This window comes from Telluria sp. ZT3P39 (assembly GCF_059685935.1).
This window is the reverse complement of the sequence record NZ_JCASIH010000038.1, coordinates 1-21,343: the sequence shown is the minus strand read 5'-3', so window position 1 is coordinate 21,343 and position 21,343 is coordinate 1. Positions and strand designations below refer to the sequence as shown.

22 protein-coding genes and 1 other RNA gene are annotated in these 21,343 nt (G+C 65.8%); 8 read left to right on the top strand and 15 right to left on the bottom strand.

What is annotated here, in order from left to right; all coding sequences use genetic code 11:
• Positions 1-278 precede the first annotated feature (278 nt).
• The 5 genes from AC56LR_RS20905 to groES form a co-directional block, all read right to left on the bottom strand.
• Positions 279-698: a GFA family protein gene (locus tag AC56LR_RS20905; protein ID WP_497133296.1), complete on the bottom strand. Its 420-nt coding sequence runs from the start codon at positions 696-698 to the stop codon at positions 279-281.
• 12 nt (positions 699-710) lie between these two features.
• Positions 711-1,175: a hypothetical protein gene (locus AC56LR_RS20900; RefSeq protein ID WP_497133294.1), complete on the bottom strand. Its 465-nt coding sequence runs from the start codon at positions 1,173-1,175 to the stop codon at positions 711-713.
• A 101-nt stretch (positions 1,176-1,276) separates the two neighbouring features.
• A complete protein-coding gene (locus tag AC56LR_RS20895) occupies positions 1,277-1,837 on the bottom strand; it encodes a YdeI/OmpD-associated family protein (RefSeq protein WP_497133292.1) in 561 nt (186 codons plus the stop codon).
• 125 nt (positions 1,838-1,962) lie between these two features.
• Positions 1,963-3,609 carry a chaperonin GroEL gene (groL, locus tag AC56LR_RS20890; RefSeq protein ID WP_497133290.1) on the bottom strand — a complete coding sequence of 549 codons (1,647 nt, stop codon included), beginning with the start codon at positions 3,607-3,609 and terminating at the stop codon, positions 1,963-1,965.
• 55 nt (positions 3,610-3,664) lie between these two features.
• On the bottom strand, positions 3,665-3,955 hold the full coding sequence (gene groES / locus AC56LR_RS20885; protein ID WP_091872698.1) for a co-chaperone GroES: 291 nt from the start codon (positions 3,953-3,955) through the stop codon (positions 3,665-3,667).
• A gap of 364 nt (positions 3,956-4,319) precedes the next feature.
• Here groES and AC56LR_RS20880 point away from each other — a divergent pair, with 364 nt between their 5' ends.
• The 5 genes from AC56LR_RS20880 to AC56LR_RS20860 all read left to right on the top strand — a co-directional run bounded on the left by AC56LR_RS20880 (position 4,320) and on the right by AC56LR_RS20860 (position 6,504).
• Positions 4,320-4,610, top strand: coding sequence for a hypothetical protein (locus tag AC56LR_RS20880; RefSeq protein ID WP_497133287.1), 291 nt, complete (start codon positions 4,320-4,322; stop codon positions 4,608-4,610).
• A complete protein-coding gene (locus AC56LR_RS20875) occupies positions 4,607-4,918 on the top strand; it encodes a cell division protein ZapA (protein ID WP_497133286.1) in 312 nt (103 codons plus the stop codon). The genes AC56LR_RS20880 and AC56LR_RS20875 overlap by 4 nt, the downstream gene beginning before the upstream one ends.
• 44 nt (positions 4,919-4,962) lie before the next feature.
• Positions 4,963-5,144: non-coding RNA, 6S RNA (gene ssrS, locus AC56LR_RS20870), on the top strand.
• Positions 5,145-5,227: 83 nt separating this feature from the next.
• The gene (locus AC56LR_RS20865; RefSeq protein ID WP_497133285.1) at positions 5,228-5,698 is read left to right on the top strand and encodes an EVE domain-containing protein; all 471 of its coding nucleotides are present in this window, start codon (positions 5,228-5,230) and stop codon (positions 5,696-5,698) included.
• Positions 5,698-6,504 carry a sulfite exporter TauE/SafE family protein gene (locus AC56LR_RS20860; protein ID WP_497133284.1) on the top strand — a complete coding sequence of 269 codons (807 nt, stop codon included), beginning with the start codon at positions 5,698-5,700 and terminating at the stop codon, positions 6,502-6,504. Before AC56LR_RS20865 ends, AC56LR_RS20860 begins: the two co-directional genes overlap by 1 nt.
• A gap of 48 nt (positions 6,505-6,552) precedes the next feature.
• On the opposite strand, the gene AC56LR_RS20855 is transcribed toward AC56LR_RS20860, so the two are convergent.
• The 3 genes from AC56LR_RS20855 to AC56LR_RS20845 are packed head-to-tail and all read right to left on the bottom strand — an operon-like array spanning position 6,553 to position 10,534.
• Positions 6,553-8,751, bottom strand: a complete 2,199-nt coding sequence (locus AC56LR_RS20855; RefSeq protein ID WP_497133283.1) for a xanthine dehydrogenase family protein molybdopterin-binding subunit — start codon at positions 8,749-8,751, stop codon at positions 6,553-6,555.
• On the bottom strand, positions 8,748-9,239 hold the full coding sequence (locus AC56LR_RS20850; RefSeq protein WP_497133282.1) for a (2Fe-2S)-binding protein: 492 nt from the start codon (positions 9,237-9,239) through the stop codon (positions 8,748-8,750). The genes AC56LR_RS20855 and AC56LR_RS20850 overlap by 4 nt, the downstream gene beginning before the upstream one ends.
• Positions 9,236-10,534, bottom strand: a complete 1,299-nt coding sequence (locus tag AC56LR_RS20845; RefSeq protein ID WP_497133280.1) for a c-type cytochrome — start codon at positions 10,532-10,534, stop codon at positions 9,236-9,238. Before AC56LR_RS20845 ends, AC56LR_RS20850 begins: the two co-directional genes overlap by 4 nt.
• A 182-nt stretch (positions 10,535-10,716) precedes the next feature.
• On the opposite strand from AC56LR_RS20845, the gene AC56LR_RS20840 reads away from it, so the two are divergent.
• A complete protein-coding gene (locus tag AC56LR_RS20840; protein ID WP_497133278.1) occupies positions 10,717-11,064 on the top strand; it encodes a hypothetical protein in 348 nt (115 codons plus the stop codon).
• 29 nt (positions 11,065-11,093) lie between these two features.
• Here AC56LR_RS20840 and lgt read toward each other — a convergent pair whose 3' ends face one another.
• The 3 genes from lgt to AC56LR_RS20825 all read right to left on the bottom strand — a co-directional run bounded on the left by lgt (position 11,094) and on the right by AC56LR_RS20825 (position 13,102).
• Positions 11,094-11,903: a prolipoprotein diacylglyceryl transferase gene (gene lgt / locus AC56LR_RS20835; RefSeq protein WP_497133276.1), complete on the bottom strand. Its 810-nt coding sequence runs from the start codon at positions 11,901-11,903 to the stop codon at positions 11,094-11,096.
• 2 nt (positions 11,904-11,905) lie between these two features.
• Positions 11,906-12,799, bottom strand: a complete 894-nt coding sequence (locus AC56LR_RS20830; protein ID WP_497133274.1) for a LysR family transcriptional regulator — start codon at positions 12,797-12,799, stop codon at positions 11,906-11,908.
• Between the two features lie 78 nt (positions 12,800-12,877).
• Positions 12,878-13,102 (bottom strand): TIGR04438 family Trp-rich protein, encoded by a 225-nt coding sequence (locus AC56LR_RS20825; protein ID WP_497133272.1) that lies wholly within the window; start codon positions 13,100-13,102, stop codon positions 12,878-12,880.
• Positions 13,103-13,276: 174 nt separating this feature from the next.
• On the opposite strand from AC56LR_RS20825, the gene AC56LR_RS20820 reads away from it, so the two are divergent.
• On the top strand, positions 13,277-13,585 hold the full coding sequence (locus AC56LR_RS20820; protein ID WP_497133270.1) for a c-type cytochrome: 309 nt from the start codon (positions 13,277-13,279) through the stop codon (positions 13,583-13,585).
• Between the two features lie 267 nt (positions 13,586-13,852).
• On the top strand, positions 13,853-14,977 hold the full coding sequence (locus tag AC56LR_RS20815) for an IS481 family transposase (RefSeq protein ID WP_497133268.1): 1,125 nt from the start codon (positions 13,853-13,855) through the stop codon (positions 14,975-14,977).
• 89 nt (positions 14,978-15,066) lie between these two features.
• Here AC56LR_RS20815 and AC56LR_RS20810 read toward each other — a convergent pair whose 3' ends face one another.
• The 4 genes from AC56LR_RS20810 to AC56LR_RS20795 all read right to left on the bottom strand — a co-directional run bounded on the left by AC56LR_RS20810 (position 15,067) and on the right by AC56LR_RS20795 (position 21,056).
• Positions 15,067-16,203: a branched-chain amino acid ABC transporter substrate-binding protein gene (locus AC56LR_RS20810; protein WP_497133266.1), complete on the bottom strand. Its 1,137-nt coding sequence runs from the start codon at positions 16,201-16,203 to the stop codon at positions 15,067-15,069.
• A 255-nt stretch (positions 16,204-16,458) separates the two neighbouring features.
• A complete protein-coding gene (locus AC56LR_RS20805; RefSeq protein ID WP_497133265.1) occupies positions 16,459-17,172 on the bottom strand; it encodes an SIMPL domain-containing protein in 714 nt (237 codons plus the stop codon).
• A gap of 95 nt (positions 17,173-17,267) precedes the next feature.
• Positions 17,268-18,821, bottom strand: coding sequence for an FAD-dependent oxidoreductase (locus tag AC56LR_RS20800; protein ID WP_497133263.1), 1,554 nt, complete (start codon positions 18,819-18,821; stop codon positions 17,268-17,270).
• A 66-nt stretch (positions 18,822-18,887) separates the two neighbouring features.
• On the bottom strand, positions 18,888-21,056 hold the full coding sequence (locus AC56LR_RS20795) for an NHL domain-containing protein (RefSeq protein ID WP_497133261.1): 2,169 nt from the start codon (positions 21,054-21,056) through the stop codon (positions 18,888-18,890).
• Positions 21,057-21,343 lie beyond the last annotated feature (287 nt).

Genomic DNA, 21,343 nt, shown 5'->3' with positions numbered 1-21,343 from the left:
ACGCTACGAAAGAGAGGGCTAACACAGCCATGCATGCACCGCTTTTTTGACAGGGAAGCTAGCAGCAACCCGGCCCGCCTACAAGGAAAATATGTGGGGAAGGGTCAGGGTCAGGTCCTGACATTCGGACACAGGCTCAACTGGAGCAAGGATGGGCTCGTGTCCGAATGTCAGACCTGACCCCGAAGTCCGAAGTCGCTCGTCGAGGAAAGCGGCGGCATGGTGACCAGGGTGCGTGCCGGCCTGCAGCCGGCGGTGGGGTATGTCGAAACCTGCGGCTAGGCTGGTGGCTGTGGCGACTGGGGAAAGTGCGGGATCGCCGGGTCGAGGCAGACCCACTGCTGCGCGCTTGCCGTATAAATGTCGAGCATGGGCTTGAACCCGGACGCATCGTCCAGCGTCGGGAAGCGGATGGAGGTGAATTGCGCGTTCGCGTCGCTCTGCGTGAACAGCGGCGTGCCGCAGTCGCCGCAGAAACCGCGCGTGGCCTGGCCGCCGCTGCCGGCGCTGACGGCATAGTTCTTCGGCGTACCGCTGATCTCCAGATCGGCCGTCATCACGACGATGCCGGAGGCGAAGGGCGCGCCGCTCGAGAGCTGGCAGTCGCCGCAATGGCAGTTGAGCATGGCAAGCGGTTCGCGTTGTGATGTATAGCGGATCGCTCCGCAGGCGCATCCGCCCGAGATGGGGTGGTTCATGTCTCTGCTCCTTTAGTCCGCGCTCTTGAGGTCCACGCGCTTGATGTCGCGGCGCCATTCCTGCAGCGTGAGCAGGGTATCGGTCTCGGTGTTTTCCACCAAAATGTCTTCGCCCTGCTGGGCCACCAGGAAGCTTTCGCGGCGGCGCACGTCGCTGGCGCGGTTCTCCACGAACGTCAGCTGGTAATACTTCCTGCCGTTGATTACGCGCGGCGCCGGATCGTCCTCGATGACCGCGCCATGCGCCTTGCCCTTCGAGCGTTTCTCGATCTGTTCCGACCAGGCCTTCAGTTCCGGCACCGCGAGCAGGGCGGCCATCGCCTGCTCCTTGGTGCGCGCCGGTGCTTCCTTGACCGGGGCCGGAGCCGGCTTGGGCGCCTCCGGCTCGGCGCGCCTGCAGCCCCCGAGCGCCAGGGCCGTCGCCAGCGAGATGGCCAGTAGTAGCAGGGAAGGACGGGATGCAGCGCGTGGGAACATGGAAAGCCTCGTAGGGTGACAGGGAAGTCTACACCTTGACGTGTTCTCCCGGCAATATCACTTACCCAGCGCCGGAACAGGCGCCACGATGCTCGGCCGGCTTATGCAAGCCGCGTACGGGCCGCGCAGGCGGCCATGAGCCTGGCCAGCCGGCCGGCGCGCGTCTTGTCCTGCCTGGCGCCGGTGATCCAGTGCAGCACGGTCTTGCGGTAGCCGGGCGGTGCGTCATGGAAGTATTCCCAGGCGACGGGGTCGCGCTGGAACAGCGTGAGCTCAGCGCTGGACAGCTCGGGCGTATCGCTGCGCTCGTGCGCGTAGATGCCGGACCTCGCCTCGCGGCGCAGCGCAAAGGCCGCCTCGCCCGCGGGCAGCATCTTGCCCTCGGCGCGCAGCTTGTCGATCTTGGCGATGTTCACCACACTCCAGATCGAGGTGGCCTTGCGCGGCGTGAAGCGGATCACGTAGCGCTCGTCGTCGATGCGCTTGCGGCGCCCGTCGATCCAGCCGAAGCACAGGGCTTCGTCGACCGACTCCGACCACGACATGCAGGGGTGCTCCGAGCCGGTCTTGTAGAAGCCGACCAGCAGTTCGGTGGCGCTGGCCGAATTGGCGGCGAGCCAGCTGCGGAAGGCGGATGGATCGGCGAAGAAGGTGGGTGTCATGGGCTGGCAAACAGGCAGATCGGAGGGTGTGCGTTTCTCCGTGAAGTAAAAAAGCCTGCGAGGCGCGAACCCCGCAGGCTTTTCGAAGGGGTGGCGCCGGATCAAACCGGCGCCTAACCGCACAATTACATCATGCCGTCCATGCCGCCCATACCACCCATGCCGCCCATGCCGCCCATGCCGCCGGCTGGCTTGTCTTCAGCCGCTTCCGAGACCATGCAGTCGGTGGTCAGCATCAGGCCGGCGATCGACGCTGCATTCTGCAGTGCCGAACGGGTGACCTTGGCTGGGTCCAGCACGCCCATTTCGACCATGTCGCCGTAGGTGCCGTTGGCGGCGTTGTAGCCGTAGTTGCCGGTGCCGGCGATCACAGCTGCGACCACGACCGATGGCTCGTCGCCGGCGTTCTGGACGATCATGCGCAGCGGCTCTTCCATGGCGCGCAGGACGATCTTGATGCCTGCGTCCTGGTCAGGGTTGTCGCCCTTGATGTTGATCGACGAACGTGCGCGCAGCAGGGCAACGCCGCCGCCTGGCACGATGCCTTCTTCAACGGCAGCGCGGGTAGCGTGCAGTGCGTCTTCGACGCGGGCCTTCTTCTCTTTCATCTCGACTTCGGTGGCTGCACCGACGCGGATCACGGCAACGCCGCCGGCCAGCTTGGCCACGCGCTCTTGCAGCTTTTCGCGGTCGTAGTCCGAGGTCGCTTCTTCGATCTGGATACGCACCATCTTGACGCGTGCCTCGATCGATTCAGCGGCGCCGGCGCCGTCGATGATGATGGTGTTTTCCTTGCCGACTTCGACGCGCTTGGCCTGGCCCAGTTCCGCCAGCGTGACCTTTTCCAGGGTCAGGCCGACTTCTTCTGCGATGACCTGGCCGCCGGTCAGGACAGCGATGTCTTCCAGCATGGCCTTGCGGCGGTCGCCGAAGCCTGGCGCCTTGACGGCGACGGTCTTCAGGATGCCGCGGATGTTGTTGACGACCAGGGTCGCCAGCGCTTCGCCTTCGATGTCTTCGGCGACGATCACCAGCGGACGGCCGGCTTTCGCGACTTGTTCCAGGATCGGCAGCAGGTCACGGATGTTCGAGATCTTCTTGTCGCACAGCAGGATGAACGGGCTCTCGTGAACGGCGACCTGCTTGTCCGGGTTGTTGATGAAGTAAGGCGACAGGTAGCCGCGGTCGAACTGCATGCCTTCCACGATATCCAGCTCGTCGTTCAGCGACTTGCCGTCTTCCACGGTGATGACGCCTTCCTTGCCGACTTTGTCCATCGCTTCGGCGATACGCTCGCCGATCGAGTAATCGGAGTTGGCCGAGATCGCGCCGACCTGGGCGATTTCCTTGGTGGTGGTGCATGGACGGGCGATCTTCGCCAGCTCTTCGACGGTGGCGGCAACTGCCTTGTCGATGCCGCGCTTCAGGTCCATCGGGTTCATGCCGGCGGCAACGAACTTCATGCCTTCGCGGACGATGGCTTGCGCCAGCACGGTCGCGGTGGTGGTGCCGTCACCGGCGTTGTCGCTGGTCTTGGAAGCGACTTCCTTGACCATTTGCGCGCCCATGTTCATCAGCTTGTCTTTGAGTTCGATTTCTTTGGCGACCGAGACGCCGTCCTTGGTCACGGTCGGCGAGCCGAACGAGCGCTCCAGCACGACGTTGCGGCCTTTCGGGCCCAGGGTGACTTTGACTGCGTTGGCGAGAATGTTGACGCCTTCGACCATTTTGGCGCGCGCTGCGTCGCCGAAGATTACTTCTTTAGCTGCCATGTGTAGTGCTCCGAATGAGTGCGTGAATGGATTGCGGGAGGAATGCGGGCTTGAATTACAGGGCCACGACGGCCATGATGTCTTCTTCGCGCATGACCAGCAGTTCCTGGCCATCGACCTTGACGGCCTGGCCCGAGTACTTGCCGAACAGGACGCGGTCGCCGACCTTCACTTCGAGCGCGCGCAGCTGGCCGTTGTCCTGCACCTTGCCGTTGCCGACGGCGAGGATTTCGCCCTGGTCCGGCTTCTCGGCGGCTGCATCAGGGATGATCAGGCCGGATGCGGTCTTGGTTTCCTGGTCGAGACGCTTCACGATTACGCGATCGTGCAGAGGACGAAGGTTCATGCAAAACTCCTTGTTTTTCAGTGGTTTGACTAGCTGGTTGGCGCCGCCATACAAGGGCGTCGCCAGAAAATGAGTGACATCGGTTGTTAGCACTCTCAACTAACGAGTGCTAACGAGAGCTAATTATAGGGACGATAACCCCCTATTTCAAGGCTCAATGTGAAGCTGATAACCGACTAATTTGAGAAATCGCAATTTGCCAGGGCGCTTTACCCATGACGGGTGTGGTGTCGCAGACAACAGGCGGGCAGGGTATACTGGATGGCAGGCCGATGCCGCACGGCTCGCGACCGACGCTTTTGCGCCCGCTCAGGGTGCGTGCATTACGGTTGACTGAAAAACCATCCCGGACCTATAGTGTCGAATGATTTCCGAATTCCAAGACCTCTCCGACAAAATTGACCGGCTCGCCCAACTGACCCAGTCATTGCGTGCCGAGAACTACCTGCTGCGCCAGGCCAACAGCCTGCTGAGCGCCGAAAACCTCGCCTTCAAGGAGCGCATGCTGCTGGCCCAGGCCCGCGTCGAAGCGCTGCTCGCGCAGTTCCCGGCGCCTGAAGCCGCGCTCGATCCCGACGCGGGCGAAGACGAAGCCGGCGAGGCCGCCGAAGCCGGCGCCTCCAACGCCGCACACGACAGCGAGGCTACCCAATGATCCATCTCGATTGCAGCATCATGGGCCAGTCCTACCGCCTGGCCTGCCGCGAAGGCGAAGAGCGAACGCTGCGCGAAGCCGTCCATTACCTCGATGGCAAGATGTGCGCGCTGCGCGACTCGGGCAAGGTCAAGGGCACCGACCGCATCGCCGTGATGGCGGCGCTGAGCGTGGCCGCCGAATTCCTGTCGGTGAAGTCGCCGCAAGGGCCGCTATCGGACATGTCCATCCTCGAAGTCAAGCAAAAACTCGAAGCGATGCACACGGTGCTCGACAGCGCCTTGTCGCCGCAAGAAAATCTCGCCTAGGCCTGAATTCGTTTGACATGGGCGTCCAGCGTAGTAAACTGGCGCCTACCCTGCGGTGTTCGAGATTTGCCATATATTCCTTGAACCATTCTTTCGCATAGGTTGTGGAACAATGCTTGGTGGGCGCGATCGTCACTAGTTTGACGAACCCGAAATTGAGCTGACTGCGACCACCTTGAGCCTTTTGGTTCGGGATGCCGGCAATAACGGCACAGGCGGGGCTACACACACGAGCGGTTGCGCACCTTGGTACGCAGCCGCTTTTTTTTGCGCGCGCTCCTGGCGCGTCTTGTATTCGATGGAGGCGCGGTGCGCTATTGGTTGATGAAATCCGAGCCGGACGAAGTCAGTTTCGACGACGTGCTGGCCGCGCCCGGGCAGACGGTGGCCTGGTTCGGCGTGCGTAACTACCAGGCGCGCAACTTCATGCGCGACGCAATGGCCGTCGGCGACGGCATCCTGTTCTATCACTCCAGCTGCGCGGTGCCGGGCGTGGCGGGCATCGCCGAAGTGGCCAGCGACCCGTATCCGGATGCGACCCAGTTCGACGCCAGCTCCCATTATCACGACCCGAAAGCGACGCCAGACGAGCCGCGCTGGATCTCGGTCGACGTGCGCGCCATCGAAGCGGGGCGCTACCTGCCCTTGAGCGAGATGCGCGCTACGCCCGCGCTGGAGGACATGGTGCTGCTGCAGAAGGGCAGCCGCCTGTCGATTTCGCCGGTGACGCAGGCCCAGTGGAACACCATCACCGCACTGCTCAAGCAAGGGAAGCGCTGATGGACTTCCAGCTGATCCTGGCGCTGCTGGCCATGGGTGCATTCGGGGGCTTCGCGGCCGGCTTGCTGGGCATCGGCGGCGGCATGGTGCTGGTGCCCTTCATCACGATGATGTTCACCGCACGCGGCATTAAGCCCGAACTGGTCATCCACATGGCGATCGCCACCTCGCTCGCCACCATCCTGTTTACCTCGCTGTCCTCGGTGCGCGCCCACCACCAGCACGGCGCGGTGCTGTGGCCCGTGGTGAAGCTGCTGGCGCCAGGCATCCTGGTCGGATCCTGGATCGGGCCCTGGATCGGCAAGCAGATGGATGCATCGAGGCTGGCCCTGTTCTTCGGCGTGTTCGTGGCCTTCTCGGCGACCCAGATGCTGATCGGGAAAAAGCCGGCCGCCGCGCGCGAGCTGCCCGGCAGACCGGGCATGTTCGCGGCGGGCGGCGTGATCGGCACCCTGTCGGGCATCGTGGGCGCGGGCGGCGGCTTCGTGTCGGTACCCTTCATGACCTGGTGCGGCGTGCGCATTCACAATGCGGTCGCCACCAGCGCGGCGCTGGGCTTTCCGATCGCGCTGTCGGGCACCATTTCGAACATGTATTACGGCTGGGGCGAGCCCGGGCTGCCCGACTACTCGCTCGGGTTCATCTACCTGCCGGCGCTGGCCGTCATCGCGCTGGCCAGCGTGAGCATGGCGCCGCTGGGCGCGCGCACCGCGCACAAGATGCCGGTGCGCCGGCTGCAGAAGATCTTCGCGATGATCCTGTATGCGCTCGCGGCGTATATGTTCTGGAAGGGCATCAACCCGTAGGGATTCAGTAGCGAGTCCATTGGGTGCGATCACGGAACCGATAACGATCTACGTAGCAAATCCCCGCATCCGCGCGCGGTTCATCGGCAAATCCCGTACCCGCGCGCCGCAGGCATCCGCCACCGCATTGGCCAGCGCCCCCGCCGCCGGTCCTTGCGCGGCTTCGCCGGTGCCCAGGAAAGCTTGGCCGGGACGATCGAGCAGGTGGACCTCGACGCGGCCAGGCACGCCATCGAAGCGCAGGATCGGGTAGCTGGCCCAGTCCTGGGTCAGCACGCCTTGAGCGTCGAAGTGCACCTGCTCGAACAGGGTCCAGCTCGACGACTGGAGGATGCCGCCCTCGATCTGGTTGCGCACCCCATCGGGGCTGACGATCTCGCCGCAATCGACCGCGGCGATGGCGCGCGTGATGCGCACGAAGCCGGTGTCGAGGGCTACCTCGACTTCCAGCGCGATGGCGCAGTAAGCAGCCAGGTTCTTGTAGCGGGCAAAGGCGAAGCCGCGGCCGCGGCCCGCCGTTTTTTTATACGCATCCCAGCCGAACTTCGCAGCGGCCAGCTTCACCACCGCGATCGCGCGCGGGTCCTCCAGGTGGCGCAGGCGGAAGGCCACCGGGTCGCTTTTTGCCGCGCGCGCCAGTTCGTCCATGAAGCTCTCGATGGCGAACACATTGCAGTAGGCGCCGAGCGAGCGCAGGGCCGAGGTGCGGAAGGGGCCTGCCGCTTGGAAGCGGTGGGTCACGCGGGCGTTCGGCAGCACGTAATAGGGAATCGCATTGCGGTCGCCGCTGCCCTGCGGCTGCGGGATCGGTTTCGGCGCGGGTGGCGCAAACGGCCGCGCCAGGTGGGTGGCGGCCAGCAGGTTGCCGGCCTTGCCGGGGCGCGTATTGTGCGGCTGGCTCCAGACCTCGTACCGCCAGTCGGCGATGCGGCCCGCCGCGTCCAGGGTCGCCCGCACCTCGGCCACCATCGCCGGGCCGTAGGGCTCCCAGCAATGCTCTTCCTCGCGCATCCACTGCACCCGCACCGGGTTGCCGGGGAAGGCGCGCGCCAGCAGGATCGCGTCGGCCGCCACGTCGTCGGCGCCGTTGTGGCCGTAGCAGCCGGAACCTTCCATGTGCACGCAGCGGATCGCCTCCTCGGGCGCGCCGATCAGTTCGGCCAGCGCGGCGCGCAGCGGGAACACGCCCTGCGAATGGGTCCACACGGTGTAGCGGCCCTCTTCGAGTTGCGCGACGGCGCAGGATGGCCCCAAGGACGCATGCAGCTGGAACGGGCGGGTGTAGGTCGCGCGCAGGGTCTGGCCGGCGGCGCCTGGAACCCCGCGCGCAAGAATCTGCTGCGGCTGCGAGGGGAGGCTGCGCACCAGCGTCGCCACGTCCTGGCCGGCCGGGAGCAGGGCCGGCGTCTCCCAGCGCACCGCCCGCGCCAGCGCGCTTGCGGCCTTCACCGCGCGCCACTCCTCGTCCGCGATCACGGCCAGGAAGCGGCCGTCGCGCACGACATCGAGCACGCCGGGCAGGCGCATCACCTGCGCAGTGTCGACCGCGAGCAGCCGCGCCGTCCTTGACGGCGGGCGCACCACCCGCGCATGCACCATGGCGGGCAGGCGCAGGTCGTGCACGTAGGCGAGTTCGCCTTTCAGCTTGCCGGGGATGTCGACCCGCGGCAGCGTCACGCCGGCATAACGCGGTGCGCCCTTCTGGCGCGGGGGCAGGGCGCCGGTGGCGCGCACGTGCTGCTGGCCGTTGGCCACCAGCTCGCCGAAGCTGACGCGGCGGCCGTCGGGTGCGCGGAACACGCTGTTGGTTTGCACAAGTAGCGCCGCCGGCACGGCCAGGCGCGCGGCTGCCCTGGCAAGCAGCAGCGCGCGCACCTGGGCCGCCGCATGGCGCAGCGCGGTGCCGCTGTCCTGCATCGAATGGCTGCCGGCGGTATAGCCTTCGTCGGGCGTGCGGTCGGTGTCGGCGGTGACCAGCTCCAGGCGTCCCGGATCGATCTGCAGCTCGTGCGCGGCCACCTGCAGCAGCGCGGTCCGGATGCCCTGGCCCAGCTCCACCTTGCCGGTGAAGACCGTGACGCGGTTGTCGGCGCCGACCCGGATCCAGGCGTCCAGCCAGGGCGTCTTGTCCAGGCTTCCCGGCAGCTTCGCGCCTTGCGCATGTGAAGGCAGCGCGAAGGACAGCATCAGGAAGCCATTCGCGGCCAGGAAGCGGCGGCGGCCCTTGTCGCGAGGATCGCTGCTCATCGTATGTTTCGCACCGGTTGCGTTGCCAGCACGTCGGCGGCGCGCCGCACCGCGCGCAGGATGCGCATGTGGGTGCCGCAGCGGCACAGGTTCGGCTGCATCCAGCTGCGGATCTGCTCATCGCTCGGCGCAGGGACCTGTTCGAACAGGGCGGTGGCGCGCATGATCATGCCGGCGATGCAGTAGCCGCATTGCGCCGCCTGCTCGTCGATGAAGGCCTGCCGCAGCACCACGCCCGGCACCCAGCGGCTGCCGGGCGACTCCACCGTGCGCACGGCGCGCGCGCCCACCAGCGCCACCGGCAGCACGCAGGACATCACGGGCGCCTTGTCGAGCATCACGGTGCAGGAGCCGCATTGCCCCAGGCCGCAGCCGAACTTCGCGCCATTGAGCTTGAGGTCGTTGCGCAGCACGTAGAGCAGCGGCGTGTCCGGATCGACGTCGACCGTGTGCGGCTTGCCGTTGACCTGCAGGCGGAAGGTGGTCATGGTTGTTTGGCTTTCTGGACGCTGTCCTCGAGATCCGGCCAGGGTGCCGCCTTGGCTCCGTAGCGCCGCAGGTAGGCGGCCAATGCAGTCACTTGCGCATCGTTGAGCATCGCGCCAAAAGCCGGCATGAAGCGTCCCGGCTCGCCGTTCGGGGGCGTGACGCCTTCCCTGATCAGGTGGACCAGGTTGCGCGGGTCCGGGTCGTAGAGTGCGACTGCTTTCTGCAGCGGCAGCGCGGCGCCGGAGCCGGCATCGCGCCCGGCGTCGTGGCAGCGCGCGCAGGCCATCGCGTAGACCTCGTAACCCATGCGCATCTGCTGCGCGTCGTCCCCGTCGGCGGCGGGGACGGGAAGGCTGCCCGGCGTATTGGCCGGCGTCGCGCGTGCCGGGGCCTGTGCCAGGAAGCTGTGGATGTAGGTGGCGACGGCGGCGACGTCCCGCGGATCGGATTGTCCCAGGTTGGCGGCGACATCCCGCATCGGCCCGGCGGCGATCGCATGGCCGGGTGCGACACCGGTGCGCAGGTACTCAAGCAGGTGCGCGCGCGTCCATGGCAGGGGCGAGGGCGAATTAGCATTCAGCGCAGGCGCATACCAGTTCTCGGCCTCGCCGCCGTCGAGCCGGCGCTTGAGGTCCGGGCCGCCGAGCATCGTGCGCGGCGTATGGCATGCGCCGCAGTGGGCCAGCGCATTGGCCACATAGGCGCCGCGGTTCCATTGGAGCGACTGGCGCGGATCGGCCTGCCATGGCGCGTCCTCCAGGTAGAGCAGGTTCCAGAACGCGACCAGCGGCCGGAGACCGAACGGGAAGCGCATGTCGTTCTCGCGGGCGGGGGCGCTCAGGGCGGGCCGCGTCATCACATAGGCATACAGCGCGCGGATATCGTCCTGCGCCAGCCGGGCGTAGTGGTTGTAGGGGAAGGCGGGGTAGAGCAGGTGGCCGTCGCGCGAGACGCCGCGGCGCATCGCGCGGGTAAAGGCTTCCTCGCTCCAGCCACCGATGCCGGTGCGCGCATCCGGCGTGATGTTGGTGCTGTAGACGGTGCCGAAGGGCGTGGCGAGCGCCAGGCCGCCGGCGAAGGGCCTGGCCGGATCGGCGGTGTGGCAGGCGGCGCACATGCCCAGGCGCGACAGGTTCGCGCCGCGTTCGACGAGCGCAGTATCGAAACGGGTTGCCGCGGCCTGCAGCGGCAGCGCCGGACGCCACATCAGGAACCAGGCAGCGGGTACCAGCACGGCCAGTCCAGCCAGCGCCAGCCACCATCCGTAACGCCGCGCGCATCCTGGCCACTTCATTTCCACTTCTCTCCTCGATATCGCGGAGAGCAGGGCAGCCTCCATCGGCTTGCGGAGAATATCATGACTGAACAATAAGAACGGCGCGGGAGCCTGGTTGCAATGGAGGCAGGCTGTCCGTACACTGAGCCCTTCATACGTCTCGAACGCCCTTCGCGCTACCCCAATGGTATGCTTCTCCCATGACTACCGATTCCGACATTGAACTGTCCGGCGCCTTCCAGGCCAAGGACAGCAACGGCCGTACCCTGGACGTCAAGACGATCCGCATCTTCGACGAGGGTTACGGGATCATCGACGTGTACGTGGACTTCAAGGCCCAGCTCGACCCGGGCGCATATAAAGACACGGTGCTGACCAAGGCCATCGTCGAGCGCCTGCGCACGCTCGGCTACCAGGGGCCCGATTTTGGCCACAGCGATCCGGGCCTGCAAGAGAGCAAGACGATCGTGCTCGAAGCGCCGGAAGAATTCGCGGCCTTCGCCAAGAGCCGCGGCTGGAAGAACCTGGCCGAAGAGTTCGACGAATAAGCGCCAGCGGGCGCTCGCGCCCGCCTGATTTACGCGTGGACCGGGCGGCCGGGGGCCTGGCGGTAAGCCCAGGCCAGCATCACCAGGGCGCCGATGATCATCGGCAGCGACAGCACCTGGCCCGAGGTGACCGGAATGCCGGCCACCGTGATTTCCCAGTCCGGCACGCGGAAGTATTCGGTGGTGAAGCGCGCGCACCCATACAGCAGCGTGAACATGGCGCCGACCGCCAGGCGCGGACGCTGCTTGCGTGCGTAGGGCCACAGGATGATGAAGACGACGATCCCGTCGAGCAGCATCTGGTACAGCGGCGACGGGTGGCGCGGGCCTTCGACGCCCGGCCACAGCATGGCCCAGGGCAGGCTCGGGTCGGCGATGCGGCCCGGCAGCTCGTGGTTGATGAAGTTGCCCAGGCGCCCGGCGGCATACCCGAGCGGCACCATCGGGGCGATGAAGTCGTAGACGTCGAGCAGGTTGCGCCCGGCCTTGCGCGCCCACAGCGCCATCGCGATCAGCACGCCCAGGAAGCCGCCGTGGAAGGACATGCCGCCCTGCCAGACCTTGAAGATCTCGAGCGGGTTGGCGAAGAAATGGGCGGGCTGGTAGAACAGCACTTCGCCCAGGCGCCCGCCCAGCACCACACCGAGCATGCCGTAGAACAGCATGTCGTCCAGGTCTTCGGCCTTCCAGCCTTGCGCGGCGATATGCGGCTGGCGGATGCGCAGCCGGCCCAGGGCCAGGAACAGGCCGAAGGCCAGCACGTACATCAGGCCATACCAGTGGATGTCGACCGGTCCGATCGAAAAGGCGACCGGGTCCGGATTCGGGTGTACCAGCATAATCAGTTCTTCCTCAATAAATCCAAAAAGCCCCGCAACACCGGCGACGGATTGTCGCGGCGCCAGGCCAGGCCTGTTTCGGCCAGCGGCGTGGGGTCGACCAAGGCACGGTATTCTACGCCCGCGCGCATCAGGTTCGACACGGATTGTGGCACAAGTGCCAATCCCATGCCTCCGGAGACCAGGCTGACGATGGTCTGCATCTGGATCGCTTCCTGGCCGATGACGGGCGTGATGCCGGCCGCCCGAAAGCACCCGAGGATGGCGTCGTGCAGGCTGGGCGCCACCGCGCGCGGGAAGATCACCAAGGGCAGCGGCGGCAGGTCGCGCAGGCGCACCGGTCCGCCGGATTTCAAGGCGTCGAGGCCGGCGGGGGCGCACAGGATCAGCGGTTCTTCCAGCAGCTTCAGGTAGTCGATGGCGGCGTCCATCTTGCCGGGCAGCGGCGGGATGACGAAGCCGGCGTCGATGCGCGCGTGCAGCAGTTCGTCGGCCTGCACGTCGGAAGTCGCTTCGCGCAGCACCATGGCCACGTCCGGGAAGGCGGCGCGGTAGCGCTGCAAAATCGCGGGCAGCACGCTGTAGTCGGCGGTGGACACGAACGCGAGGCTCAGGCGTCCCGCTTCGCCGCCGGCCACGCGGCGCACCAGTTCCGGCAAGCGGGCGGCATCGTCGAGGATGCGGCGCGCCTCTAGCAACAGGGCGGTACCGGCGGGCGTGAGCGCGACCTGGCGGCGGTTGCGCAGGAAGAGCGGGGCGCCGAGCAGTTCTTCGAGATTGGCGATGCTTTGGGACAGGGGCGGCTGCGTCATGTGCAGCCGCTCGGCGGCGCGGCCGAAATGCAGTTCTTCGGCGACGGTCAGAAAATGGCGGAGCTGGCGCAGTTCGGGTGTCATTGATACGCAGGATGTATGGGTTGGGCCCAGTGATATGCTGAACATATCACATAACATCCTGCGGATCTTGAGCCTGGCTCAGCGGCGCTTGTCGAAAGCCTGCTTCACGCGCGCTTCGCGGTGCTTCGATTGCACATGGTGTTCCTTCTTCTTGTCGAGCCCGAACAGTTTTTCGATGAACTCGAACCAGACAAAGGCGAACACCATCAGTCCGACGATGTACCACCAGGACAGGTCGGCGAAACGCCATACTTCAAAAAAACGCAGCCCGCAAAGGGCGGCAATCAGCAAAATCAGCGGCATGGGAGACTCCTTCAATGCCCATAGTATCAAGCGAATGATGCTGTGTGGCAAAATTTCGGGCATTGATGCTGCTCCGTCAAGGTCGATCGTTGCGCTCTCGTTACAGAGTGTATCCCTGCGTGACCTTGTCAGGAATCACGGTAGAATAAGATTGTCATGAACCTGGAGAAACAAATGAAACGGTCTTTGTTGTTGTGCATGGTGATGTCGGCCTTCGCGTCCACCAGCGCGTTCGCCCAAGCCGACCTGGCGAAGGCCAAGAACTGCATGGCTTGCCACGCAGTTGCGAACAAGCTCGTCGGTCCGGCCTACAAGGACGTGGCCGCCAAGTACAGCGGCCAGAAAGCTGCCGAGGACAAGCTGGTGCAGAAGGTCATGAAGGGCGGCGCGGGCGTCTGGGGCCCGGTGCCGATGCCGGCCAACCCGCAGGTGAGCGAGGCCGAGGCCCGCAGCCTGGTGAAATGGGTGATGGCGCAGAAGTAAGCTGCGTTCGCTGGAAGATAAGAAGCGCGCCTGCGTAAGCTCGGCGCGCTTTTTTGTTAACGTGACATCTGCTGCGCATCGTAGGGTGGGCGGCTTTGCCGCCCGCGCGTTCAAATCACGCATGTATTGGTGCACCGCGATTATTCACATTCGTGTTGAACGCGCGGGCGGGGGACCCTGTTTGGCACAGGCACATAGGTAACAGTTGTCTAGGGACATAGGTAACACCTTTTATGATCAACGCACGACCAATAACTGGAGCGTGCGATGCCTTGGAAGGAGTGTTCCCGAATGGCCTCTCGTTTGGAATTTGTGATGCTGGCAGGCGCGCCCGATGCTAACGTCAGCGCGCTTTGTTCTGCCTTTGGAATCAGTCGCAAGACGGGGTACAAATGGCTTGCCCTGTTCGGAGAACAGGGCAAGGATGGGTTGATAGACCGCTCCCGTCGTCCGCGCAGCTCACCCAATCGTAGCGATGCAGCGCTGGAAGAGAAGGTCGTCGCGCTGCACGAGACCTATCCGTACTGGGGCGCCCGCAAGCTGCAGGCATTGTTGCCGTCTGAATTCGGCCATCCCCATCCCAACACGATTGCGGCCATCCTGAAACGGCATGGCAAGCAGGTACTGCCGTCCACGAAGGTCTCGCCAGCCATCAAGCGATTCGAGCACGAGGCTCCGAATCTACTCTGGCAAATGGACTTCAAGGGGCACTTTGCACTTACCGATGCGAAAGCTGGCCGGTGCTATCCGCTGACGGTGCTGGACGACCACTCGCGATTTTCCATCTGCTTGAGTGCCTGCTCGGGAGAGACGGGTGAGCAGGTACAGCGCGCACTCACCGAAGCCTTCAAGATTTATGGTCTGCCTGAACGGATCACATGCGACAACGGCAATCCCTGGGGTACGCCCAAGCAAAATGGCCTGACCAGGTTTGAAGTCTGGTTGATCAAGCTGGGCATCAAGGTCAGCCACAGCCGACCCATGCATCCGCAAACGCAGGGCAAGGACGAGCGGTTCCACCGTACGCTCAAGCACGAGCTGCTCGAGCGCCGAGGCTTCCACTCACTGCAGGACTGCCAACGGGCATTCGACACCTGGCGTGAGCAATACAATCTGGTGCGGCCGCATCACGCCTTGGACCACCAGCCGCCGATAAGCCGTTACAGTGCCAGCGGGCGCCTGCTTCCTGCTCAGCTACCCGACATCGAGTACGAGAGCGACGACGATGTGAGAAAGGTCAGAGGCAGCGGCTGCATCAATTTTTTAGGTTTGCATCCGTTCGTCGGTGAAGGCCTGGTAGGTGAGCGGGTTGCGGTCCGGCCCACCGATACCGACGGACTTTTTGACGTCGTGTTCGGTACACGAAAAGTCCGTGAAATCGACCTTAGGTGAGCGGTAAAATGACTAGACATGTGTCACCTATGTCCCTAGACATGTGTAACCCATGTCCCTGTGCCATACAGGACCCGCCCACCCTACGATTAACGAATCACGTCGATGCGGGTGCGCTTGCCGCCCTTGTACGTAAACAAGGTCAACGCGCCATTCAAAATATCCCCCGACTGGTCGAACTGGATGGTGCCGGTCACGCCTTCGTAGCGAATTTTTTTCAGCTCCGGCAGGTATTTCGCCGGCTCGGCCGATTTCGCGGCCTGCATCGCGGCGGCTATCACCATCACCGAGTCGTACACATAGGGCGCGTAGAGCTGCACGTCGGCGCCGGTCTTTTGCTTGAAGCGGGCGCGGAAGTCCGCCATGGTCTGTTCCTGCGGGCCTTTCACGCCGCCGGCTTCGGCGCACACCACCTTGCCTTCGCCGATCGCCTGGCCAGCCAGGCGGCCCAGCGCCTCGGTGCAGATGCCGTCGCCGCCCATGAATTTCGCTTCGATGCCGAGCGCCTTCAGCTGGCGCAGCATTGGGCCGGCCACCGAATCCATCCCGCCGAAGAAGACCAGGTCGGGCTTCTTGGCGCGGATCGAAGTCAGGATGGCGGTGTAGTCGGTGGCCGTGGCGCTGGTGAATTCCTTGGCCACGATCTTCACGCCGGGGCCCTTGAGTCCCTTGGCGAATTCCGCCGCGACGCCCTGGCCGTAGGTGGTGCGGTCGTCGATGATGGCGATGTTTTTCGCCTTGAGCGTGTCGACGGCGTATTTGGCCAGCGTGCCGCCCAGCTTGGCGTCGCTCGCCACCACGCGGAAGGCGCCCGGGAATTTCTGGCGGGTGTACTGGGTGGCGGTGGTGGCCGGCGAGATCTGCACCAGGCCGGCGTCGTGGTAGATCTTTGACGCCGGCACCGTGGTGCCGGAATTGAGGTGGCCGATGATGCCGTTCACCTTGGCGTCGACCAGCTTTTGCGCCACCGCCGTGCCTTGCTTCGGGTCGCTGCCGTCGTCTTCGGCCAGCAGTTGCAGCTTCACCTTTTGCCCGCCCAGCATGACGCCGCGTGCATTGAGTTCGTCGATCGCCATGCGCGCCGCGTTCTCGTTGTCCTTGCCCAAGTGGGCATTGGGGCCGGAGACCGGGCCGACGTGGCCGATCTTGACGACTTGCTGCGCCTGGGCGCTGCCTGCTGCTGCCAGCGCGGCGGCCAGCGCCATGACTTTGATACTGAGCTGCATGTGGTGTTCTCCGTGGATGAGGGATGCGGTGCCGCTGTCGCGGTGGTCAAGATTCCCACGGTAAAAGGTACAACAGTTTTTTGCCTCCGCAAAGGGATATCAACGGTCTTTTGCGCGCGCGCACCACAGGGGGCATGGTAGGGTGGTCGGCTCGGCCGACCGCGCGTTCAACCAGATCGTGCGTCGCCACAGTGCATGCCGGAGTTGAACGCGCGGTCGGGAGGACCCGACCACCCTACGATCGTCACCGATCCACTAGCGTCCGATCCGGTAGATCACGTCCACGCCCTGCACCAGGGTGATGGCCGCCACCAGGCTCAGGTCGCGCGGCTGTTCGGCGCCGCCGTCCGAATAGCGTCCGCTCGGCTCGGTGGCCATGCCCATCGCATTCGACAGGTTCTTCAGCGCGCCCAGCGAGACGCCGGTGGCAGCCCCCAGCTTGGCGCCGACGCCGCGCGCCATGTTCTGCGCCTTGGCTTTCGCGTTGGCGAGCGCCTGGGTCACCAGTTCGGCTTCGATCTTGTCGCGGTCGCTGCGGCTGAAGGCGACGGCCAGCGATTCGACCTGCGGCGTCGTCATCAAGGCCTTCACCATGGCGGACCAGGCCGCCATATTGCGCACCGTGACGTTGACGGCGACGCGGGTGTCCATCTGCGGCGGCGCGTCGCCCGCCACTTCGGTCTTGCGCGGACGGCGCAGGATGTCCTGCACGGTGACATCTTCCGGCGCGATGCCCTGGCTGGCAAACAGCGTCCGGCTGGCCTCGAGCCGCTGCGTGACCTGCTGCCACGCGGCGGCCGCATCGGCATCGGCGGACACGATCTCGAAGTCGATCTCGCCGGTGTCGGGCAGCATGCCGATGCTGGCGGCGGCGCTGACGTGGATGAAGGGGTGGGTGGGCAGGTCGGCCGCCAGGCCGGGGAGGGCGGTGGCGGCCAGCAGCAGGGTTGCGGCGAAACGCTTGAGCATACAAGTCCTTGTCGAAGAGATAGTGGCTCGACAATAGACGATCTAGACATATATGTCTACGATTTTGCGTGGCGCGAATTCTGCTTATGCCAAATTCATAGAGCAGCCTGTCTAGGTGGGCAGACGCGGAAGCGGTGGTAGTCGAGGTCGCAGAAATAGTCTTCCAGCGCCTGCGCCGAGGCGCCCGGGTCGCACAGGGCCACATAGCCGTCGGGCCGCACCAGGTAGGCCGCATTGCGCGCAAAGCCGGCGTCTTCGACTTCGCGGCCCCAGTCGAATTCGCGCAGCAGCATGCAGTGGCGGTCGCACCAGGCGCGCAGGTCGTCGTAGGCCTGGCCGTAGACGTGCACCTGCCAGTCGATGGATTTCGGCGCCGCATGGTTGTCCTGGCCTTCGCGCATCACCCAGGGCAGCCGGTCGCCGCCATGCACGCGTCCGGCCGTGCCGCTGCTGAGCGGGCTGTCGTGGTAGCTGATCATGGTCTGCGACAGGATGCGGAAGATCTGTTCGCGCGCCGTGCCCACGCTGTAGAGGGCGCTGGCGAAGGTCGGCGCAATATGCATGCGCACGAAATCGGCGAAATTGCCCTCGGCGGTGATAAACGTGAACATGCGGTCGGTGGTTTCCACCAGCTTGCGCGCGAAGGCAATGCGCTCGGGCTCGTAGGTGTCGAGCAGGCTGTCGGGCGCTTCGGCGCGCACGACGGCGGCCAGCTTCCAGCCCAGGTTGATGGCGTCGCCGATGCCGGTATTCATGCCCTGGCCGCCGGCCGGGCTGTGGACGTGGGCGGCGTCGCCCAGCAGGAAGGCGCGGCCGCGCCGGTAGTGGTCGGTGACCCGGTGGTGCACCCGGTAGGTCGAGAACCAGTGCACGGCATCGACCTCGATGCCCAGGCTGGTGAGCGCGCGGTGGCTGACGTCGTTGAAGGTGAGGGTATCAGGCTGCTGGGCGCGCTCGTCGCGCACGGTGCCGATCAGGCGCGCGCGCCCGTCGTCGCTGTACGACAGCAGGATGCAGAAGTCGGACGTGTCGAGCGAGGCGTGGATCTCGCCGTTGACCGCCGTGCCATGCACCTGCACGTCGGCCACGTAGAACAGGTGGTCGTAGGTGCCGCCCGCGAAGCCGGTGCCCAGGCTGCGCCGGACGGTCGAGCGCGCGCCGTCGCAGCCGGCCAGGTAGCGCGCCTCGACCTGCACGTCGTTGCCATTGTTGCGGCGCAGGCGCGCCACCACGAATTCGCCCCGTTCCTCGAAGTCGGCCAGTTCGGTATTGCGCTGCACCGAGATGCCCATGGTCTCCAGGTGGCGCACCAGCAGGGCTTCGTGCGCGTCCTGCGGATAGATCAGCACATAGGGATAGGGCGTCAGGCGCTCGCCGGCCGACTGGAAGGCCAGCTGGGCGCGGCGTTTGCCCTTGACCCAGAGGTTGATGGCGGTATTGGGCTTGCCGGCCGCCGCGACCTCGTCGGCGATCCCGAGCGAGCGGTAGAGCTCGAGGGTCCGCGCATGCACGGCCATGGCGCGCGAGGTGGTGCCGGGCCCGGCCGTCTTGTCGACGATGCAGACCTTGATCCCCTGTTTTGCCAGCGCCAGCGCCAGCACGAGGCCGGTCGGCCCGGCCCCCGCGATGAGTACGTCGTATCGGTCCATGGCGGTCTCCTGGCCCCTCCGCGTCATTGGGGTAGACGCCAAACGGGGCGAAATGTTCCGCGCGGCCTACTCGATACTGAGCGGCAGGTCGCGTCCTTCGAGCGCCACCTGGCCGGCGTAGTCGGCCGCATGGATGCGCAGGATGTAGTCGCCCGGCGCCAGCGCGCCGATCTGCCAGCTGCCGGCCTTGACTTCGCCATCCTGCAGGCGGTTGTTTACAGCATAGGCGAAATGCGTGGCCTTGCTACCGTAAACCGTGATGCCGCTGTTGGGCGCATACACCAGCTTGACCGCATCCGGATTGCGCGGCAGGCGGTCGTACACCTGGGTAATGAGCGGACGCTCGTAGCCGGGCACGGGCGAACCGTCGGCGCGCAGCAGCTGGTAGCCGAGCTTGTACAGGCCCAGGCGCCGCCGCGCCAGGTTGCCGTTGACCTGGTCCCAGGCGTCGACCACGATATTGACTTCGCCCAGCGCGCGCGGCACCCGCAGCGGTTCGCGCTTGTTGGCGCGCAGGCGCTTGCCGCTGCTGTCGAACAGCGCGATGCTGTTGACCTGCGGCGCCACCGTATCAAGAAAGCCGACAAACGGCAGCGTCAGCGGATTGACCACCGCGCCGCCCTGGTAATAGTCGAGGTGGACGTGGGCCATCGCATTGATGGTGCCGATCGGATCGCCCACCGCGAAGCGGGTGCCGCGCGGCACGCGCACGCGCTCGGCCTTGCCGCGCTCACCCGTCTGTACCTGGAAGCGTGGGTCGAGCGGCTTGCCGCGGGTGTCGCGCCCGACCCGCATGTGGATATACGACAGCGGCCCCAGGCTGATGCCTTCGCTGAGCGAGTCGAAGCCCCAGTTCGCGAACGGGTCCGCTACCTTCGAGGGCAGCACGGCCAGCACCCGCTCGCCGACGTCGGCGCGCACGTCCAGGCCGGCGTGGAAGTGGTCGCGGCTGTCGCCGTTATAGCTGCCGCGCACCTCGCCCATCACGCCCACGACCTCGTGCGGCATGTCCTGCGGTCCGACCGGCCAGGGCATCGGCGCCGAGCGCCGCACCGCCACCGGCTGGGCACGCGCGGGCGCCGCTTCGCCGGCCCGCGGCGCCGCCAGGCGGTTGAGCTGGTGCGACTGCGCATCGGCCACCACCAGGCTGCCCTGGGGCTCGACCGCGATGCCGCGCGGGCCGTAGAGCTGCACCGTGCCGTCGGGGCCGAAGCCATCGACGGAGGCGGGCACGTCGGCGTCCAGCAGGGCGCGGTATTCGCCGGTCGGGGTGAGCTGCAGGATGCGCCCGCCGGAACCGGACGCGATGTAGAGGTAGCCGTCGCGCGTGAGCGCCAGGCCGACCGGGCGCCGCAGCACCGCGCGGCGCTCGCCCTCGGGCGGCACGGCGACCGTGGTCACGGTGCCGTCGGGTGTGATTTTTCGGATGGCGTGGTTGCCGGTGTCGGCAACATACAGGGTGCCGTCGAGGGCCACCGCGATGGCGCTGGGGGTGTCGAAGCTAGCCGCCGCGATGGCGCTGGGGGTGTCGAAGCTGGCCGCCGCGCCCAGGCCGTCGGCCATGCCGGGCTTGGGGCCGCCGGCGACCGTGGTCACGCTGCCGTCCCGGGCGATGCGGCGGATGCGGTCGTTGTAGGTGTCGGCCACGTAGACGATGCCGGCGGCGTCCACCGCGATGCCGACCGGGCCGTTGAAGCTGGCCGCGCGCCCGATGCCGTCAGCCTCGCCGCGTGCGCCGCTGCCGGCCAGGGTGGTCACCGTGCCATCGGGTGCGATCTTGCGAATGGCATGGTTGCCGGTATCGGCCACGTAGAGCATGCCCTGGTGATCGAAGGCGAGGGCGGAAGGGGTGTGGAAGCTGGCTGCCGTGCCGACGCCGTCCGCGAAGCCCTCGCGGCCGCCGGCCAACGTGGCGACCATGCCGTCCGGGGCGATCGTGCGGATGCGGTTGCTGTCGCCGCCGTCGGCGACATAGATCTTGCCGCGGCTGTCGAGGGCCACGCCGAAGGGGTCGCTGAAGCGGCTTTTTGCCGCCGGGCCGTCGGTGGTGCCGGGGATGCCGTCGCCGGCGACAGTCGTGAGGCGGGCCGGCCAGAAGGGCGTCGTTTTCACAACCTTCGGAAGCACGACGGGGGCGCCGGGCCGGCGCTCGACGAGGTCGGTGAAATACAGGGCGGCGCCCGCCAGGACGATGCCCGCGCCGGCAAGCGCCGCGATGAGGATCTTTCGGTTCACTGGAGCCGCTGAGTGATTACAGGGAATGCAATCTTAGCGGATTCAATCAGATATGCCGCGCATCGTAGGGTGGGCGGGTCCTCCCGCCCGCGCGTTCGAATCACGGTGATGTGCACGCGGCGTGGTATTCAAACGGAGGTTGAACGCGCGGGCGGGAGACCCGCCCACCCTGTAAGAGCAAAGTAGTAATGTCCGGTTCTAGCAAAGTAGAAATGTCCGATTTTGCTAGATAGCTCATGCTGTCGACTCTGAATAATCTGGAGTCGACGGTGAGCAAAACCGGGAGC

What these genes read in the sequence shown, in the direction of transcription:
- AC56LR_RS20810 (WP_497133266.1), bottom strand. Translation starts at nt 16,203, where the DNA reads ATGCAGCTCAGTATCAAAGTCATGGCGCTGGCCGCCGCGCTGGCAGCA.
- AC56LR_RS20895 (WP_497133292.1), bottom strand. Translation starts at nt 1,837, where the DNA reads ATGACACCCACCTTCTTCGCCGATCCATCCGCCTTCCGCAGCTGGCTC.
- AC56LR_RS20805 (WP_497133265.1), bottom strand. Translation starts at nt 17,172, where the DNA reads ATGCTCAAGCGTTTCGCCGCAACCCTGCTGCTGGCCGCCACCGCCCTC.
- AC56LR_RS20815 (WP_497133268.1), top strand. Translation starts at nt 13,853, where the DNA reads ATGCCTTGGAAGGAGTGTTCCCGAATGGCCTCTCGTTTGGAATTTGTG.
- AC56LR_RS20905 (WP_497133296.1), bottom strand. Translation starts at nt 698, where the DNA reads ATGAACCACCCCATCTCGGGCGGATGCGCCTGCGGAGCGATCCGCTAT.
- groL (WP_497133290.1), bottom strand. Translation starts at nt 3,609, where the DNA reads ATGGCAGCTAAAGAAGTAATCTTCGGCGACGCAGCGCGCGCCAAAATG.
- AC56LR_RS20850 (WP_497133282.1), bottom strand. Translation starts at nt 9,239, where the DNA reads ATGACCACCTTCCGCCTGCAGGTCAACGGCAAGCCGCACACGGTCGAC.
- AC56LR_RS20830 (WP_497133274.1), bottom strand. Translation starts at nt 12,799, where the DNA reads ATGACACCCGAACTGCGCCAGCTCCGCCATTTTCTGACCGTCGCCGAA.
- AC56LR_RS20800 (WP_497133263.1), bottom strand. Translation starts at nt 18,821, where the DNA reads ATGGACCGATACGACGTACTCATCGCGGGGGCCGGGCCGACCGGCCTC.
- AC56LR_RS20845 (WP_497133280.1), bottom strand. Translation starts at nt 10,534, where the DNA reads ATGAAGTGGCCAGGATGCGCGCGGCGTTACGGATGGTGGCTGGCGCTG.
- AC56LR_RS20900 (WP_497133294.1), bottom strand. Translation starts at nt 1,175, where the DNA reads ATGTTCCCACGCGCTGCATCCCGTCCTTCCCTGCTACTACTGGCCATC.
- lgt (WP_497133276.1), bottom strand. Translation starts at nt 11,903, where the DNA reads ATGCTGGTACACCCGAATCCGGACCCGGTCGCCTTTTCGATCGGACCG.
- groES (WP_091872698.1), bottom strand. Translation starts at nt 3,955, where the DNA reads ATGAACCTTCGTCCTCTGCACGATCGCGTAATCGTGAAGCGTCTCGAC.
- AC56LR_RS20825 (WP_497133272.1), bottom strand. Translation starts at nt 13,102, where the DNA reads ATGCCGCTGATTTTGCTGATTGCCGCCCTTTGCGGGCTGCGTTTTTTT.
- AC56LR_RS20875 (WP_497133286.1), top strand. Translation starts at nt 4,607, where the DNA reads ATGATCCATCTCGATTGCAGCATCATGGGCCAGTCCTACCGCCTGGCC.
- AC56LR_RS20820 (WP_497133270.1), top strand. Translation starts at nt 13,277, where the DNA reads ATGAAACGGTCTTTGTTGTTGTGCATGGTGATGTCGGCCTTCGCGTCC.
- AC56LR_RS20880 (WP_497133287.1), top strand. Translation starts at nt 4,320, where the DNA reads ATGATTTCCGAATTCCAAGACCTCTCCGACAAAATTGACCGGCTCGCC.
- AC56LR_RS20840 (WP_497133278.1), top strand. Translation starts at nt 10,717, where the DNA reads ATGACTACCGATTCCGACATTGAACTGTCCGGCGCCTTCCAGGCCAAG.
- AC56LR_RS20855 (WP_497133283.1), bottom strand. Translation starts at nt 8,751, where the DNA reads ATGAGCAGCGATCCTCGCGACAAGGGCCGCCGCCGCTTCCTGGCCGCG.
- AC56LR_RS20860 (WP_497133284.1), top strand. Translation starts at nt 5,698, where the DNA reads ATGGACTTCCAGCTGATCCTGGCGCTGCTGGCCATGGGTGCATTCGGG.